The 15211-nt window shown below is 63.5% G+C and carries 15 protein-coding genes and 1 pseudogene; 12 read left to right on the top strand and 4 right to left on the bottom strand.

Translation table 11 applies throughout. From position 1 onward, the window contains the following. Nucleotides 1-34 precede the first annotated feature (34 nt). The 4 genes from NKI50_RS24855 (at nt 35) to NKI50_RS24840 (ending at nt 5027) form a co-directional block, all read left to right on the top strand. On the top strand, nt 35-745 hold the full coding sequence (locus NKI50_RS24855; protein WP_023721893.1) for an ABC transporter ATP-binding protein: 711 nt from the start codon (nt 35-37) through the stop codon (nt 743-745). After that, the gene (locus NKI50_RS24850) at nt 745-3294 is read left to right on the top strand and encodes an ABC transporter permease (RefSeq protein WP_352481069.1); all 2550 of its coding nucleotides are present in this window, start codon (nt 745-747) and stop codon (nt 3292-3294) included. The genes NKI50_RS24855 and NKI50_RS24850 overlap by 1 nt, the downstream gene beginning before the upstream one ends. Nucleotides 3295-3513: 219 nt before the next feature. Continuing rightward, nucleotides 3514-4293: a Bax inhibitor-1/YccA family protein gene (locus NKI50_RS24845; RefSeq protein ID WP_254817871.1), complete on the top strand. Its 780-nt coding sequence runs from the start codon at nt 3514-3516 to the stop codon at nt 4291-4293. Nucleotides 4294-4457: 164 nt separating this feature from the next. Next, nucleotides 4458-5027, top strand: a complete 570-nt coding sequence (locus tag NKI50_RS24840; protein ID WP_352481068.1) for a GNAT family N-acetyltransferase — start codon at nt 4458-4460, stop codon at nt 5025-5027. 4 nt (nt 5028-5031) lie between these two features. On the opposite strand, the gene NKI50_RS24835 is transcribed toward NKI50_RS24840, so the two are convergent. Together NKI50_RS24835 and NKI50_RS24830 are read right to left on the bottom strand one after the other, a co-directional pair. Then, a complete protein-coding gene (locus NKI50_RS24835) occupies nt 5032-5418 on the bottom strand; it encodes a DUF2794 domain-containing protein (RefSeq protein WP_023721889.1) in 387 nt (128 codons plus the stop codon). Between the two features lie 599 nt (nt 5419-6017). Beyond that, nucleotides 6018-6767, bottom strand: a complete 750-nt coding sequence (locus tag NKI50_RS24830; protein ID WP_023721888.1) for a DUF1223 domain-containing protein — start codon at nt 6765-6767, stop codon at nt 6018-6020. Between the two features lie 175 nt (nt 6768-6942). On the opposite strand from NKI50_RS24830, the pseudogene NKI50_RS24825 reads away from it, so the two are divergent. Then, a pseudogene (locus NKI50_RS24825) lies at nt 6943-7606 on the top strand (ceramidase domain-containing protein). A 67-nt stretch (nt 7607-7673) separates the two neighbouring features. Here the strand turns inward: NKI50_RS24825 and acnA are convergent. After that, nucleotides 7674-10364, bottom strand: a complete 2691-nt coding sequence (gene acnA, locus NKI50_RS24820) for an aconitate hydratase AcnA (protein ID WP_023721886.1) — start codon at nt 10362-10364, stop codon at nt 7674-7676. Nucleotides 10365-10647: 283 nt separating this feature from the next. Between acnA and ccmA the strand changes: the two genes are divergently transcribed. The 5 genes from ccmA (at nt 10648) to NKI50_RS24795 (ending at nt 13337) form a co-directional block, all read left to right on the top strand. After that, nucleotides 10648-11256, top strand: coding sequence for a heme ABC exporter ATP-binding protein CcmA (gene ccmA, locus NKI50_RS24815; protein ID WP_023721885.1), 609 nt, complete (start codon nt 10648-10650; stop codon nt 11254-11256). A gap of 196 nt (nt 11257-11452) precedes the next feature. Further along, nucleotides 11453-12118, top strand: coding sequence for a heme exporter protein CcmB (gene ccmB, locus NKI50_RS24810; RefSeq protein ID WP_023721884.1), 666 nt, complete (start codon nt 11453-11455; stop codon nt 12116-12118). Next, a complete protein-coding gene (locus NKI50_RS24805; protein WP_352481064.1) occupies nt 12118-12495 on the top strand; it encodes an Imm50 family immunity protein in 378 nt (125 codons plus the stop codon). The genes ccmB and NKI50_RS24805 overlap by 1 nt, the downstream gene beginning before the upstream one ends. A 102-nt stretch (nt 12496-12597) precedes the next feature. After that, nucleotides 12598-12765, top strand: coding sequence for a heme exporter protein CcmD (gene ccmD, locus NKI50_RS24800; protein WP_023721882.1), 168 nt, complete (start codon nt 12598-12600; stop codon nt 12763-12765). Next, entirely contained in the window at nt 12762-13337 is a 576-nt protein-coding gene (locus NKI50_RS24795) for a DsbE family thiol:disulfide interchange protein (RefSeq protein ID WP_352641048.1), read from the top strand. Before ccmD ends, NKI50_RS24795 begins: the two co-directional genes overlap by 4 nt. A 32-nt stretch (nt 13338-13369) precedes the next feature. Here the strand turns inward: NKI50_RS24795 and NKI50_RS24790 are convergent, their stop codons facing one another. Further along, entirely contained in the window at nt 13370-13537 is a 168-nt protein-coding gene (locus tag NKI50_RS24790) for a hypothetical protein (protein ID WP_023721879.1), read from the bottom strand. A gap of 263 nt (nt 13538-13800) precedes the next feature. Here NKI50_RS24790 and NKI50_RS24785 point away from each other — a divergent pair, with 263 nt between their 5' ends. Both NKI50_RS24785 and NKI50_RS24780 read left to right on the top strand, forming a co-directional pair. Further along, nucleotides 13801-14718 (top strand): SMP-30/gluconolactonase/LRE family protein, encoded by a 918-nt coding sequence (locus NKI50_RS24785; RefSeq protein WP_352481062.1) that lies wholly within the window; start codon nt 13801-13803, stop codon nt 14716-14718. A 32-nt stretch (nt 14719-14750) separates the two neighbouring features. After that, nucleotides 14751-14960 carry a tautomerase family protein gene (locus tag NKI50_RS24780; protein WP_352481061.1) on the top strand — a complete coding sequence of 70 codons (210 nt, stop codon included), beginning with the start codon at nt 14751-14753 and terminating at the stop codon, nt 14958-14960. The last annotated feature ends 251 nt before the right edge of the window (nt 14961-15211 follow it).

The raw sequence follows: 15211 nt of genomic DNA, 5'->3' as shown, positions 1-15211 counted from the left end.
TAGCCCTCTTTCCCCCATATAGGACGATTTGATTTTGGAAGAAGCCGTCATTTCGCTGAAAGACGTATCGCTGACGCTCGGCGAAGGCGCATCCTCGGTGCATGTGCTGAAGGGCGTCAGCCTTGATGTGGCGAGCGGCGAAGCGACAGGCATCGTTGGACCTTCGGGTTCGGGAAAGTCGACATTGCTGATGGTTTTGGCCGGGCTTGAAAGGGTCGATTCGGGTGCGGTACGAATTGCCGGCGAGCTGCTCAACGGCAAAAGCGAAGACCAGATCGCATCGTTTCGAGGGCGAAACATCGGCATCGTGTTCCAGTCGTTCCACCTCATCCCCAATATGACGGCGCTGGAAAACGTCGCCGTCCCGCTTGAGCTTGCCGGCCATGCCGATCCGTTCGGCGTGGCGGCGCGCGAACTGGCGGCGGTCGGCCTTAGCGATCGCATCACCCATTATCCCGGCGAATTGTCTGGCGGCGAGCAGCAGCGCGTGGCGATCGCCCGGGCGCTGGCGCCGTCGCCACGCATCCTGATCGCCGACGAGCCGACCGGCAATCTCGACCAGGCGACGGGACGGCACGTCGCCGACCTGCTGTTCGCCAAGGCGGCCGAACGCGGCATGACGCTGGTGCTGGTCACGCATGACCCGGTGCTCGCGGCGCGCTGCTCGCGCCAGGTGTCGATGCGGTCGGGGCTGATCGAGGACGCATCCAAGCCGGCCTCCAGGGCCGGCAAGGTGACCGCCTGATGCCGCTGTCGCAAACGCTGAGGCTGGCCTTCAAGTTCTCGCTGCGCGAAATGCGCGGCGGGCTGTCCGGTTTCCTGATCTTCCTTGCCTGCATTGCGCTCGGCGTCGCGGCAATCGGCGGCGTCAATTCGGTGGCGCAGGCGATTTCCGCCGGTGTTGCCGACCAGGGTCAGACGCTGCTCGGCGGCGATCTCCGCTTCCAGATCAACCAGCGCGATCCGACCAGAGCCGAACGCAGCTTCCTCGGCCGGCTTGGCACGGTTTCGCACAGCGCCAACATGCGCTCGATGGCGAGGCTCGAGGACGGCTCCGACCAGGCGCTGGTCGAGGCCAAGGCGGTCGACGGCGCCTATCCGCTCTATGGCGCGCTGGAGACCCAGCCGGTGCTGTCGCGAGAGGATTTGTTCGGCGAAAAATCCGGTGTCTTCGGCGCCGCCGCCCCGGACCTTCTGTTCGAGCGGCTGAACCTTGGCATCGGTGACCGGTTGAAGCTCGGCAGCGCGACATTCGAGCTGCGCGCCAAGCTGGTCAACGAGCCAGATGCGGTGTCGGATGGCTTCGGTTTTGCGCCGCGGCTGATGGTGTCGACCGACGGGCTTGCCGCTTCAGGCCTGATCCAGCCGGGCAGCCTGGTCGAGAACGCCTATAAGGTCCGCCTGCCCGGCGGCACCACTGAAGTACAGATCAAGGCGATCCAGGAGCAGGCCGCGAAAGAGTTCCCGCAGGCCGGCTGGTCGATCCGCACGCGCAGCAACGCAGCGCCGGCGCTGTCCTCGAACATCGAGCGGTTCTCGCAATTCCTGACGTTGGTCGGGCTGACGGCGCTGGTGGTCGGCGGCGTCGGCGTGGCCAATGCGGTGCGTGCCTATCTCGACGGCAAGCGCGGCGTCATCGCCACCTTCAAGAGCCTGGGGGCTTCGGGCGGGTTCGTCTTTGCCGTCTACCTGGTGCAGATCCTGATGATTGCCGCCCTCGGTATCACGCTGGGCCTTGTGCTTGGCGCGCTGATGCCGTTCGCGGCCAGCGCGGCACTCCAGTCGGTTATTCCGGTGCCGGCGGAAGGTGGGTTCTATCCCGGCGCCCTCGGCATGGCAGCGCTGTTCGGGCTGCTGGTGACGCTGGCCTTCGCCCTGCTGCCGCTCGGCCGTGCTCGCGACGTGCCAGCGACGGCGCTGTTTCGCGAAATGGGTTTTGAGGGCCGCGGTTTTCCCCGCCCGCTCTATGTCGCCGCGGCAATGGCCATCGCGCTGCTGCTCGCGGTGCTGGCGATCCTGTTTTCCGGCGACCGCCGTATTGCCTCGATCTTCGTCGGCGCCACGGTCTTTTCGTTCCTGGTGCTGCGTGTCGTCGGTACGCTGGTGCAGTGGGCGGCGAAGAGAAGTCCGCGTGTGCGCTCGACGGCGCTCAGGCTCGCCATCGGCAACATCCATCGGCCTGGCGCCTTGACGCCGTCCGTGGTGCTGTCGCTGGGTCTCGGGCTGACGCTCCTGGTGACGCTGGCGCTGATCGATGGCAATCTCAGGCGGCAGATTTCCGGCAGCCTGCCGGAACGGGCGCCGAACTTCTTCTTCGTCGATATCCAGAGCGGCGACGTCGATGCCTTCTCCGCGCTGGTCGGCAAAGAGGCGCCGCAGGGCACGCTGATCAAGGTGCCGATGCTGCGCGGCCGGGTGATGGCGCTCAACGGCGTCGATGTCGACAAGGTCAAGGTTCCGGCCGAAGGCGCCTGGGTGCTGCGCGGCGACCGTGGGCTGACCTATGACGCACAATTGCCGGAGAATGCAACGCTGACCGAGGGCAGCTGGTGGCCGGGGAATTATTCCGGCGAACCGCTGGTCTCGTTTTCCGCCGAGGAGGGCAAGGAGATCGGGCTGAAGCTCGGCGACACCATCACCGTCAACGTGCTCGGCCGCAATATCACGGCCAAGATCGCCAATTTCCGCCAGGTCGAATGGGAAACCATGGGCATCAATTTCGTCATGGTGTTCTCGCCCAACACATTCGCCGGGGCGCCGCATGGCTGGTTGGCGACGCTGACCGAGACGAATGCGTCGGCGGCCGACGACGCGCATCTTCTCAATGCCGTCACCCGGGCTTTTCCCGCGGTGACGACGGTCAGGGTCAAGGACGCGCTCGACATCGTCAACCGGCTGGTGGTGCAGCTCGGCACCGCGATCAGGGCCGCGGCGGGCGTGGCGTTGATCGCCTCGGTGCTGGTGCTGGCCGGGGCGCTCGCCGCCGGCAACCGGGCCCGCATCCACGACGCGGTGGTGCTGAAGACCCTGGGTGCGACCAGGAAAACGCTGATCGCGGCCTTTTCGCTGGAATACATGCTGATCGGCCTTGCGACCGCGATCTTCGCGCTGGCGGCGGGCGGTGTGGCGGCGTGGTACGTCGTCGCGCGCATCATGACGCTGCCATCGCACTTCATGCCCGAGGTAGCGGTGGCGACCATCGGCTTTTCACTGGTGGTCACGGTGGGTATCGGCCTGGCCGGCACGTGGCGGGTGCTGGGCCACAAGGCGGCGCCGGTGCTGCGGAATCTTTGAGCCAGAGCCGGTTTTGATTAAATCTCGTTAATGTTTCGACCGGCAAGGCCAATAAAACCGGATCTCCGGCACTTCACGGAGCATTACGTCCGGTTACGGTCTTGTCCTTTACGCCAAGAACCATCATATTTCGGCGCAGGCATGCTGGAGCCCCGCCAGCGGCGCCTGGGTTCAAAAGGACCTGACACCGGACGGGGCAGAAGCAATATGAGGATTTCCATGGCTGATCCCGTTCGCAATTATCAGACGCGCGCCGTGCCCGGCGCCGGCGTCGATGCTGCCATCGACCAGGGCCTGCGCGCCTACATGATCAAAGTCTACAACCTGATGGGGCTTGGCCTCCTCATCACCGGCCTTGCCGCGGTCGGCACAATCATGCTGGCCACCACCAGCGATCCCGCCTCGGCGGTTGCCACGTTGCCAAGCGGCGAGATGCTGACCTCGTTCGGCTACGCGATCTTCGGCTCGCCGCTGAAATGGCTGGTGATCTTTGCCCCGCTGGCAGCGGTGATGTTCCTGTCGTTCCGGGTCCAATCGATGAGCGTTTCGGCGGCGCAGACGACGTTCTGGGTTTACGCCGGCCTTGTCGGCCTGTCGCTGTCGTCGATCTTCCTGGTCTACACCACCGCCAGTATCTCGCAGACCTTCTTCGCCACCGCCGCCGCGTTTGGCGGGCTGTCGCTCTACGGCTACACGACCAAGCGCGACCTTTCCGCGTTCGGCTCGTTCCTGGTCATGGGCCTGGTCGGCCTGATCATCGCGATGGTGATCAACATCTTCCTGCAGTCGTCGGCGCTTTCCTTCGCCGTTTCGGCGATCGGCGTGCTGATCTTCGCAGGCCTCACCGCCTATGACACGCAGAACATCAAGGAGATGTATTTCGAGGGTGACGAGACTGATGTCGCCGGCCGCAAGGCGATCATGGGCGCGCTGAGGCTCTATCTCGACTTCATCAACCTGTTCATGTTCCTGCTGCAGTTCATGGGCGACCGTCGCTAGTACGGCGTTCTTTGTTGACCATGATCTGTTCCGAAAACCGGTTTCCACTTTTCGGGATCATGGTCTGACTCCAGCGAGTTTGGAAAGGGCGGCCCAATGGCCGCCCTTTTCTTTTGTGCCGGCTTTTGCTGTGATATAGGGCAGATGAACGACGTGCATAAATTATGAGCAGCATCACCTTGCGGGCCGCGACGTCGGCCGATCTCGACCGGATCACGGAAATCTATGCCGACGCGGTGACAAACGGCACGGCGAGCTATGAACTCGACCCGCCAAGTCGTATCGAGATGGGAGCGCGCTTCGACAGTTTGGTAGCGGGTGGCTTTCCCTATCTCGTGGCGGAAAAAGGCGGCATTGTGCTCGGCTATGCCTATGCCGGCGCTTTCCGGCCGCGCCCGGCATACCGCTTCGTGGTTGAGGATTCCGTCTATGTCGCGCCCGACGCCAAGGGGCAGGGCGTCGGGCTGCTCCTGATGCAAAGGCTGATCGAGGCAGCCAAGGCGGCGGGCTTTCGCCAGATCATCGCGGTGATTGGCGATGGCCGGCCCGACAGCGCCTCGGTGCGGTTGCACGAGAAGCTCGGCTTTCACCATTCCGGCCGCCTGGAAGGCTCCGGCTACAAGCACGGACGCTGGCTGGACACGGTGTTCATGCAACTGCCGATCAACGGTGGAGCGTCGGTCCCGCCCGATCCGAAATCGCTGCCCGAGCGGAAGTTCCGAAAACAAAAATAAGGGGTTACGCCTCGACCAGCTTCAGCGTTCGGTCGAACACGCCAAGCACCCGGCCGAGTTCCTGGCCACGCTTGAGGATGCGTCCGCCGGCGGCGATGACGGCGAATGCGCCTTGCCGGCGCGCCAGCTTCGGATCCTTGACGATCTGGAAAAGCGGCACTTCGCTGGTGCGACGGAAGACGGAAAAAACGGCGCGGTCGGTGAGATGGTCAATAGCATAGTCGCGCCATTCATTGGCGGCGACCATACGGCCGTAGAGCCTGAGGATCTGGTCCAGTTCGCGGCGGTCGAACCGCACCGGCTGGTCGAGGCGTTCGTGTCTTGCCTCGTGCAGCGGGATCAATATTGCGGATGCGTCCCCATCCTCCGTCCCGCTGCTGCGATCAGTCATGCCTGGATCCTCGCAATGAATCGTACGCCGACCAAAGTTGGCGCTTTCGTTGCCGAATTGCAAGGCCCGGCCGGGCAACGGCAGCACCGCGCGGTTTCTCCAACGTCCAGTCACGTTTGCGAAACGCCTGTTGGAATTGGTGATGCTTCGCCACAATCCTGCCTTTTTTTATCCGTGCTCATGCCCCAATGTCCGACGAATTTACCGGCGTTGCCTGAGACGGTTCGGTCCGGCACCGGCTCGTAAACCCCAAGCCCCCCGCCCACGGGTCTGCGTCGGATCGAACCAACCTCGGTCTTTCCTTGGAAAGATCGGGTGCGACGATCCCAAAACCTAAATGACCGGCGTCAGAAGCAAGCTGACGCCGGTTTTTTATTGGCTGGAGCCGTGGCGGCGCGATCCATCCGGATAGGCTGTCGTCGGAGGCTTGAGCGCGGCTATCCCTTCTCCCCTTGTTGTGGAAGAAGGTGGATCGGCGCGCAGCGCCGAGACAGATGAGGGGTGTTGGACGGAGTGAGGCGTTGGCGTTCCCTGGAACACCCTCATCCGTCGCCTTCGGCGACACCTTCTCCCACAAGGGAGAAGGGAGAGCGCTCCATCTAAGGCTTGCGGATAAAGGCTGCACCCAGGATCGGACCGGGCACGCCGTCCTTGCCGACCGACTGCAGCAGCACGGCGCAGCCGCCCTTCTTGGCGATCTCGCTCATCGGCAGTTCGTAGCGCTGCGCCTTGCCGTGCCACATGCCGGCGGTCTGGATGCTGGAGACGGCGTTCCAGTAGGTCATGCTGCGGCCGGTGTTTTCACCCTTGCCGATCTTGATCGTCTGCGGCGGGTTGAAATAGACGATGACGACATGCGCGTCGGCGGGGCCGGTCACGGCGTCGCCGGCATCGATCATGACGCGATCGCTGGTCCGGCTGACCTTGATGCCGACGCGCATGCCTTCGCCGACCCTCTCCATGCGGGCCAGCGCGCCGTCGACTTCCTTGCGGCTGGCGCCATTGACATGGCTGCGGCCGTTGATGACGGCTTGCGGGGTGTAGACGGAACGGCTGCCGAAGGCGCGCATATACTCATATTGCCGCTCGGTATTTTCCTTGCGGCTCAGCGTATCCTGCCAGCCGAGGTAATCCCAATAGTCGACATGATAGGCGAGCGCGACGATGTTCTCCTTGGCGGCGAGCTCGGCGAAGAATTCGTCGGCCGGCGGACAGGAATTACATCCCTGGCTGGTGAAGAGCTCGACGACGCCTAATGGCTTGTCGGCCTGCTCGGCGAAGGCGCTTCCGGCAAACGCCGAGAGAGCCAGCGCAACGGCCGCAAGCCGCAATGGTCTTCGAGATGACATGGCCGTTCCGATCCCGCCGGTGATGCCGGCTTTGTTCTGATTGTCGAAATATGTGGCAGAAGCGGCAGTCAACGGGAAGTCACGTTGCGGTGAAATTTTGCCGTTGCAACCGCTGGCAAGGGCGCAATAGGTGGACGCGCACTTCACGATGGAAGCGATTCGGGCGGCAATCAGCATGTGGCAATCTCTCCTGGCGCCGGTCGACCTCTATTGCGAACGGACGGGGCCGGAATTCTGGGCTGAACCGCTCAATGCGCTGAACAATCTGGCTTTTTTTGCCGCCGGGCTATGGGGTGTCTGGCAGGTGCGCAAGCGCGGCACCGGCGCCTTCGCCGAAGTGCTGGCCTGGTGGGTGGTGGCGATCGGCGTCGGCTCGTCGCTGTTCCACACCTTTGCCACAAGGGGAATGATCCTGGCCGACGTGCTGCCGATTGCAGGGTTCACGCTGGCCTACACGCTGTTCAACCTGCGACGTTTTCTCGGCATGAAATGGGGCAAGGCGATCGTCATCTTCGTCGCCTTTTTACGCCGTTGCCGGGCTGGTGACCTTTGCCGTGCCGGACTGGCTGCGCCAAGCGTCGAACGGCACGACCGGCTACCTGCCGCCCTTCCTGGCGCTTGCCTTCTTCGGCGCCTGGGTGGCGGCCAGCGGCAATCGTGCCGGCTGGTACAATCTGGCGGGTTCGGCGATCTTCGTCGTGTCGGTCGTCTGCCGGATGATCGATCCGCTGGTCTGCGGCGGCTTTCCGCTCGGCACGCATTTCCTGTGGCACATCCTCAACGGGCTGATGCTCGGCGTGCTGCTGGCGGCGACAGCGCGGTTTGGAAAGCCAAAGTAGGGCAGTAGGGCAGTAGGTGCTTGTCCTTGCTTCCCCTACTGCCCTACTCCCTTATTGCCCTACTCCCTTAAGCCGCAAGGTCGCGCAGCACGTATTGCAGGATGCCGCCATTCTTGAAGTAGTCGAGCTCGTCCAGCGTATCGATGCGGCAGATGATCGGAACCTCTTTGACGCTGTCGTCGCCATAGGTGATCCTGGCGATCATCTTCTGCCGCGGCTTGATGTTGCTCAGTCCGTCGATCTCGACCAGTTCGTCGCCCTTGAGGTTGAGCGAGGCCCACGAGGTGCCTTCCTCGAAGACGAAGGGGATTACGCCCATGCCGACCAGGTTGGAGCGGTGGATGCGCTCGAAGGACTGGGCGATGACCGCGCGGACACCGAGCAGATTCGTACCCTTGGCCGCCCAGTCGCGCGACGAGCCGTTGCCATATTCGACGCCGGCGAAGATGACCAGCGGCACGCCCTCCTTCTTGTAGTGCATGGCGGCGTCGTAGATCGATTCCTCTTCCTTCGACGGGTAATGGATGGTGTAGCCGCCCTCGCGGCCGTTCTCGCCCAGCATGTGGTTGCGGATGCGGATGTTGGCGAAGGTGCCGCGCATCATCACCTCGTGGTTGCCGCGGCGCGTGCCATACTGGTTGAAATCGGCGACGCCGACGCCGTGGTCGGTGAGGTACTTGCCGGCCGGGGAGGCCGCCTTGATCGAACCGGCCGGCGAAATGTGGTCGGTGGTGATCTTATCGCCGAACAGACCGAGCACACGCGCGCCCTTGATATCGCCGATCTTGCCGAAGCCTGATGTCATGCCGGCGAAATAGGGTGGGTTCTGCACATAGGTCGAATTGTCGTCCCAGGCATAGGTCTGGCCTTCCGGCGCCTTGACGTTCTGCCAGTACTCGTCGCCCTTGAAGACGTCGGCATATTTGCGGGCGAACAATTCGCGCGTGACATTCTTCTCGATGAATTCCTGGATCTCGACTGAACTCGGCCAGATGTCCTTGAGATAGACCGGATTGCCGTTGCGATCCTCGCCGAGCGGCTCGGTGGTCAGATCCTTGGTCACGGTCCCGGCCAGCGCGTGGGCGACGACCAGCGGCGGCGAGGCGAGATAGTTCGCCTGCACGTCGGGCGAGACGCGGCCTTCGAAATTGCGGTTGCCGGACAAGACTGCCGCAGCAATCAAGCCCTTATCGTTGATGGTCTTGGAGATCGGCGCCGGCAGCGGGCCGGAATTGCCGATACAGGTGGTGCAGCCGAAGCCGACCAGGTTGAAGCCGATCTGGTCGAGCTCCTTCTGCAGACCGGATTTCTCCAGATATTCGGCGACGACCTGGCTGCCCGGCGCCAGTGAGGTCTTGACCCACGGCTTCTGCTTGAGGCCGAGCCGGTTGGCGTTGCGCGCCAACAGCCCGGCGCCGATCAGCACGCTCGGGTTCGAGGTGTTGGTGCAGGAGGTAATGGCGGCGATGACGACATCGCCATGGCCAAGATCGTAGTCCGTGCCCTCGACGGCATAGCGCTTGTCGATTTCGGCGGCCTTCTTGTATTCGGTCTCCATGGCCTTGTCGAAGCCGGCCGGAATGTCTTCAAGTGCCACGCGGCCTTCCGGCCGCTTCGGGCCGGCCATCGACGGGACGACACTGCCGAGATCGAGCTCGAGCAGATCGGTGAAGACCGGATCGGCCGAGCCGACGTCGCGCCATAGGCCTTGCGCCTTCGAATAAGCCTCGACCAGGGCGATGCGGCTTTCGTCACGGCCGGACATGGTGAGGTAGCGGATGGTTTCGCTGTCGACCGGGAAGAAGCCGCAGGTGGCGCCATATTCCGGCGCCATGTTGCCGATGGTGGCACGATCGGCCAGCGTCATGTTGGACAGGCCCGGACCGAAGAATTCGACGAACTTGCCGACGACGCCCTTCTTGCGCAGCATCTGCGTGACGGTGAGCACCAGGTCGGTGGCGGTGACGCCCTCCCTCAGCCTGCCGGTGAGGCGAAAGCCGATCACTTCGGGCAACAGCATGGAGACGGGCTGGCCGAGCATCGCGGCCTCGGCCTCGATGCCACCGACGCCCCAGCCGAGAACACCAAGGCCGTTGATCATGGTGGTGTGCGAATCGGTGCCGACGCAGGTGTCGGGATAGGCGGTGGTCTCGCCATCTTCGCTGTTGGTCCACACGACCTGGCCGAGGTACTCAAGGTTGACCTGATGGCAGATGCCAGTGCCGGGCGGCACGACGCGGAAATTGCGGAACGCCTGCTGGCCCCATTTCAGGAATTTGTAGCGTTCCTCATTGCGCTCATACTCAAGCTCGACATTGCGGGCGAAAGCCAGCGGCGTGCCGAATTCGTCGACGATGACCGAATGGTCGATGACCAGATCGACCGGCACCAGCGGGTTGATCTTTTGCGGGTCGCCGCCGAGCGAGGCCATGGCGTCGCGCATGGCGGCAAGGTCGACCACAGCCGGAACGCCGGTGAAATCCTGCATCAGCACGCGGGCCGGGCGATAGGCGATCTCGACGCCGGCAGTGCCCCGGTCGGTCAGCCAGCCGGCGACCGCCTGGATGCTCTCCTTGGTGACGGAACGGCCGTCCTCGTTGCGCAGCAGGTTCTCCAGCAGCACCTTCATCGAATAGGGCAATTGAGCGATGCCGGTGAGGCCGTTCTTTTCGGCCTCGACAAGGTCATAGTAGATGTACTCGGTGCCGCCGGCGGTCAGCGTGCGGCGGCAATTGAAGCTGTCGAGTGATTTGGACACGTGCGATCCCTAACTGTCGGTTGCCGGGGAGGGAACGGACGCCAGTGGGCATGCAAATCACGCGCAAAGGTGCGGGTACGGCCATTTCCGCTATCCGTTCCCAAGCGTCCGGGCCGTTCAAGGCGGCACGCGCGCTGGTTCGGCGCAAATTCGGTTCCCGTGCCGACCGCTGGCACGGATGATGCGGATATAGAGAATTTTCTGGAATAGTTCTAGACACGGAATTGCCATTTTTGCTGCGGCGCACCGAAGCCGCGCTTGAACTTTCGGCGAAGGGGAACGGATGCGGCTGATCGCCGAAAATCTGGGCGGCGAACGCGGCGGCGAGACGGTATTTTCCGGCATCGAATTCGCGCTGGGGGATGGCCAGGCGCTGGTCGTCACCGGGGCTAACGGCGCCGGCAAATCGACGCTGCTCAGGATCATCGCCGGACTGTTGCCGGTGGCGGCAGGCCGTGTGCGGTTCGAAGGTGGTGGCGAAGACTTTCCGTCGGCCGCCTCGGCCTGTCACTATCTCGGCCACCTCGACGCAATGAAGAGCGCACTCACCGTTAAGGAGAATCTGTGCTTCTGGCGCGATTTTTCGGGCGCCGGTTCCAGGGGTGTTGAAGAGGCGCTGGAGACCGTCGGGTTGGGCGGCATCGGCCATCTGCCGTTCGGCTATCTCTCGACCGGCCAGCGCCGCCGCGCCGCGATCGCAAAACTGCTGGTCAGTCATCGGCCATTGTGGCTGCTCGATGAGCCGACGGCGGGACTGGACAAGGCTTCGGAGGAGAGATTCGGCGGGCTAATGCGGAAGCATCTCGATGGTGGGGGGATCGTGGTTGCGGCCACGCATTTGCCGCTGGGGCTGGAGGGGGCGAGGGAGCTTGTGATGGGGATGGTTGGGTGATGCCGGCGCTCTGTCGCACCCCCCTCTGTCCTGCCGGACATCTCCCCCGCAAGGGGGGAGATTGGCGGTTTCAACGACTCGCCCTCTCTTTCACGTTGAAGACTGACGAAAGCCGAGGCGACATCCAATCTCCCCCCTTGCGGGGGAGATGTCCGGCAGGACAGAGGGGGGTGCCTGGGCGAAAGCATCTCACATCATGCTAGCCCTCTTCCTGCGCGACATCCGCTTAAGTATCCGCGCCGGCGGCGGGGCGCTTACCGGCGTGATTTTCTTTCTCGCCGTTATCGCGACCATCCCCTTCGGCGTCGGTCCCGACCTGAAGCTGCTGGCCCGCATCGGCCCGGCGATCCTGTGGATCGCCGCCTTGCTGGCCTGCCTGCTCGGCCTCGACCGGCTGTTCCAGGCTGACCGCGAGGACGGCTCGCTCGATCTTCTGGTGCTTGGCAACGACCGGCACATGCTGGCCCTGACCGTGCTGACGAAATGCCTGGCGCATTGGGCGGGAAGCGTGCTGCCGCTGGTCGTCGCGGCTCCCCTGCTCGGCCTGTTCATGAACATGGAGCCGGCCGGCATCGGCGCCACGGCGCTGACGCTTCTGGTCGGCACGCCGGCGATCACCTTCATCGGTGCTGCCGGTGCCGCGGTGGCGGTAGCGTTGCCGCGCGGCGGACTGCTGATCTCGGTGCTGGTGCTGCCGCTGACCATTCCCGTACTGATCTTCGGCGTATCGGCAAGCTATGGCGCGGTGGCGGACCCCGATCCCTTCCTGCATCCCTTCCTCATTCTTACCGCGCTGACCCTGTTTCTTGCCGTGCTCGGGCCGGTGGCAGCGGCGCTGGCGCTGCGGCACGGAACGGATTGATGTGGCCGCTGCGCATAGAGAACCCGATCTTTCTCCAGACCATCTACGGCAACTACCCCGATCTGTCCTCCGTCGAGGTTACCGGGGCCAAGATGGACCGCAACGGGCCTAGCATGCACCTTTCCTTCATCTCGACCGTCCTTCCCTACCGGCCCCCCGCCAAATGGGCGGCGTTCAATGCCGTGTCTTTCGGGCTTGAGTTCATCGCGGTCGAATCCATTAGCCTTCGCAAGTTCCAGAGCCATGGCTCCAGTGCAATCAGGATGTGGGATGACGCCGGTAGAATCCTGCTTACCTGCGAAGGGGCTGTCAGGCTGTCCCTGACGTGCCAATACATGCGTATCAAAAACATATCAGGTGTTTTGCTTTCGCAGTGACCTTCGGCTTGCGATAACCGCAAATCTGCCGCAGACCCGTTCATTGCGACAAACGGCCGGTGAGGCTATGAATTTCGCCGTGAGAAGCCTTGGATCGGGAAAATGAGCATGCATGCCCTTTATGTCACCGCCGCCTATGCCATTACGGCCGTGGTGCTGGCCGGGCTGGTTGGCTGGATCCTGCTCGACCAGCGCGGCCGCAAGCGAGAGCTCGCCGAGCTGGAGGCGTCCGGCGTGCGCCGGCGCTCCGACAAGGCAGCAAAATCATGAGCACGGAAACGGAAACACCGGCGCGTCGCCGCCTGATCGTGCTGGTGCCGCTGCTGGTCTTTCTCGGGCTGGCGGGATTGTTCCTGGCGCAGCTGTTGTCCGGGCGCGACGTGTCGGAAGTGCCGTCGGCGCTGATCGGCTTGCCGGCGCCGCAGACCAACCTGCCGGCGCTCGAGGGCACCAATTTGCCGGGCCTCGATTCAAAACAGTTCGCCGGCAAAGTGACGCTGGTCAACGTCTTCGCGTCCTGGTGCGCGCCATGCCGCGACGAGCAACCGGTGCTGCTGGCGCTGTCGCAGGACAGACGCTTCGTCATGGCAGCGCTGAACTACAAGGACCAGCCGGAAAACGCCCGTCGGTTCCTTGGCGATCTCGGCAATCCGTTCCAGGCGATCGGCGTCGACCAGGCCGGGCGCACAGCGATCGACTGGGGTGTCTACGGCGTGCCGGAGACCTTCGTCATCGGCAAGGATGGCAAGATCGCCTACAAGCATGTCGGGCCGCTGACGCCGGACTCGGCGCAGACGCTGCTGCTGCCGGAGATCGAGAAGGCGCTGGCCGTGCCGGGCTGATGCCCGCCGATCGTGATAGGTCGACCGAAGACTCAGCCGTAGATCTGCTTGTGGACCTGATAGAGCATTTCTGAGCGGTCGGCGCGCATGTCGGCGAGGTCGCGGCTGCTGAAGCTGTCGATTTCGGCGACGAGGCGGTTGTAATGCCGGCGCTTGGCGATGCTGGCGCGAGCGCGGCTCATGAGGCTGTCGATGATCATAGCGAGTTTCCTTTTGCGCCGCATTTCGCGGCCAGTTGTTCCTCCCTTGATCGATACGAAGCATGACATAGTTATGGTGCGTTGCAAAAATAAGATGTTGCAATGCACCATTGCGCTGGGCGCATAGCCGGTTAACGGGATGTGACCTGCCGTCCGGCCCAGCATTCGCTCCCCTAATGCTTCTGACGCATCATCGATCTTGCCATATCGATCGCAGGCTGGCTTGATCGCGGCTCGCCAAGCGACTGATACCGGGAGGAACCATGACCAGCGAATTCTACGAAGTTCTCGATCCGCGCTTTTCGCGGCTGTTCAACGGCAACGCACAGGTCGACAGGCTGTTTACCGGCTGCCGATGGGCGGAGGGGCCGGCCTGGTTTGCGGCCGGGCGCTATGTGGTGTGGTCCGACATTCCGAACAATCGCATGCTGCGCTACGACGACACCGACGGCAGCGTCAGCGTGTTCCGTCAGCCGTCCGGCAATTCCAATGGCAACACCGTCGACCGGCAAGGCCGGATGGTCACTTGCGAGCACTCCGGCCGCCGCGTCAGCCGCACCGAGCATGACGGCTCGGTCATCACCATCGCCGACAAATGGCGCGGCAAGCGGCTGAACTCGCCCAATGACGCGGTGGTCACGTCCGACGGCTCGATCTGGTTCACCGACCCGAGCTACGGCATCGATACCGATTACGAGGGCGACAAGGCCGAAAGTGAGATCGGCGCCTGCCATGTCTACCGCGTCGATCCCGGCACCGGCGAGACCGAGGCGGTGATCACCGACATGGTCAGGCCCAACGGGCTCGCCTTCTCGCTCGACGAGAGCAAGCTCTACGTCGCCGACACCGGCCGCACGCATGGCGCCCAAAACCCGGCGCACATCCGGGTTTTCACTGTTGGCCAGGGCGGCAAGACGGTCTCCGGCGAAAAGGTCTTTGCCGACTGCACCGCCGGCCTGTTCGACGGTTTCAGGCTGGATGCGGACGGCCGCATCTGGACCAGTGCCGCCGACGGCATCCATTGCTACGATCCAGACGGGACGCTGATCGGCAAGGTCAAGGTACCGGAAGTCGTCGCCAATTGCGTGTTCGGCGGCAACAAGCTGAACTGCCTCTACATCGCCGGCACGACCTCGCTCTACATGGTCCGGCTCATGGTCAACGGCGCCAAAACCTATTGAACGGCCGCCAAGCATATCCAAGGGAGGGCACCATGCCATTCGTGAATATCCGCCTGGTCAAGGAGGTGATTGCCGATGACCCGGCCGGCAAAAAGGCCGCGATCGCCGCCCAGGTGACGGCGGCCATCACCGGCGCCACCGGCCTGACCAGCAACGATGTCTGGGTGGTGTTCGAGGAAGTCGCTGCACGCGACTGGTTCGTCGGCGAGACCGACGTCGAGACGCGGAGGGGCAAGGGCTGATTTCTCGACGAGCACAGCGGCAGTGCGGAAGTTTGCGAGAGGCCTGCGGGACAGCGCCCCCCTCTGCCCTACCGGGCATCTCCCCCACTTGGGGGGAGATCGGCAGCTTCGCCGCATGGCCCTTCTTTCAACGTTGGAGATTGGCGAAAGCAGGGATGACGGCCAATCTCCCTCCTTGTGGGGGAGATGTCCGGCAGGACAGAGGGGGGCGCGAAGGATCGCCGACGCTCGCTTCGCGTTCGCTCTGCCCT

The sequence above is a fragment of the Mesorhizobium sp. M0563 genome (assembly GCF_040321065.1).
Taxonomy (GTDB): Bacteria; Pseudomonadota; Alphaproteobacteria; order Rhizobiales; family Rhizobiaceae; genus Mesorhizobium.
Note: the sequence above shows the minus strand (reverse complement) of the source record. Positions and strands in the feature narration are given on the sequence as shown.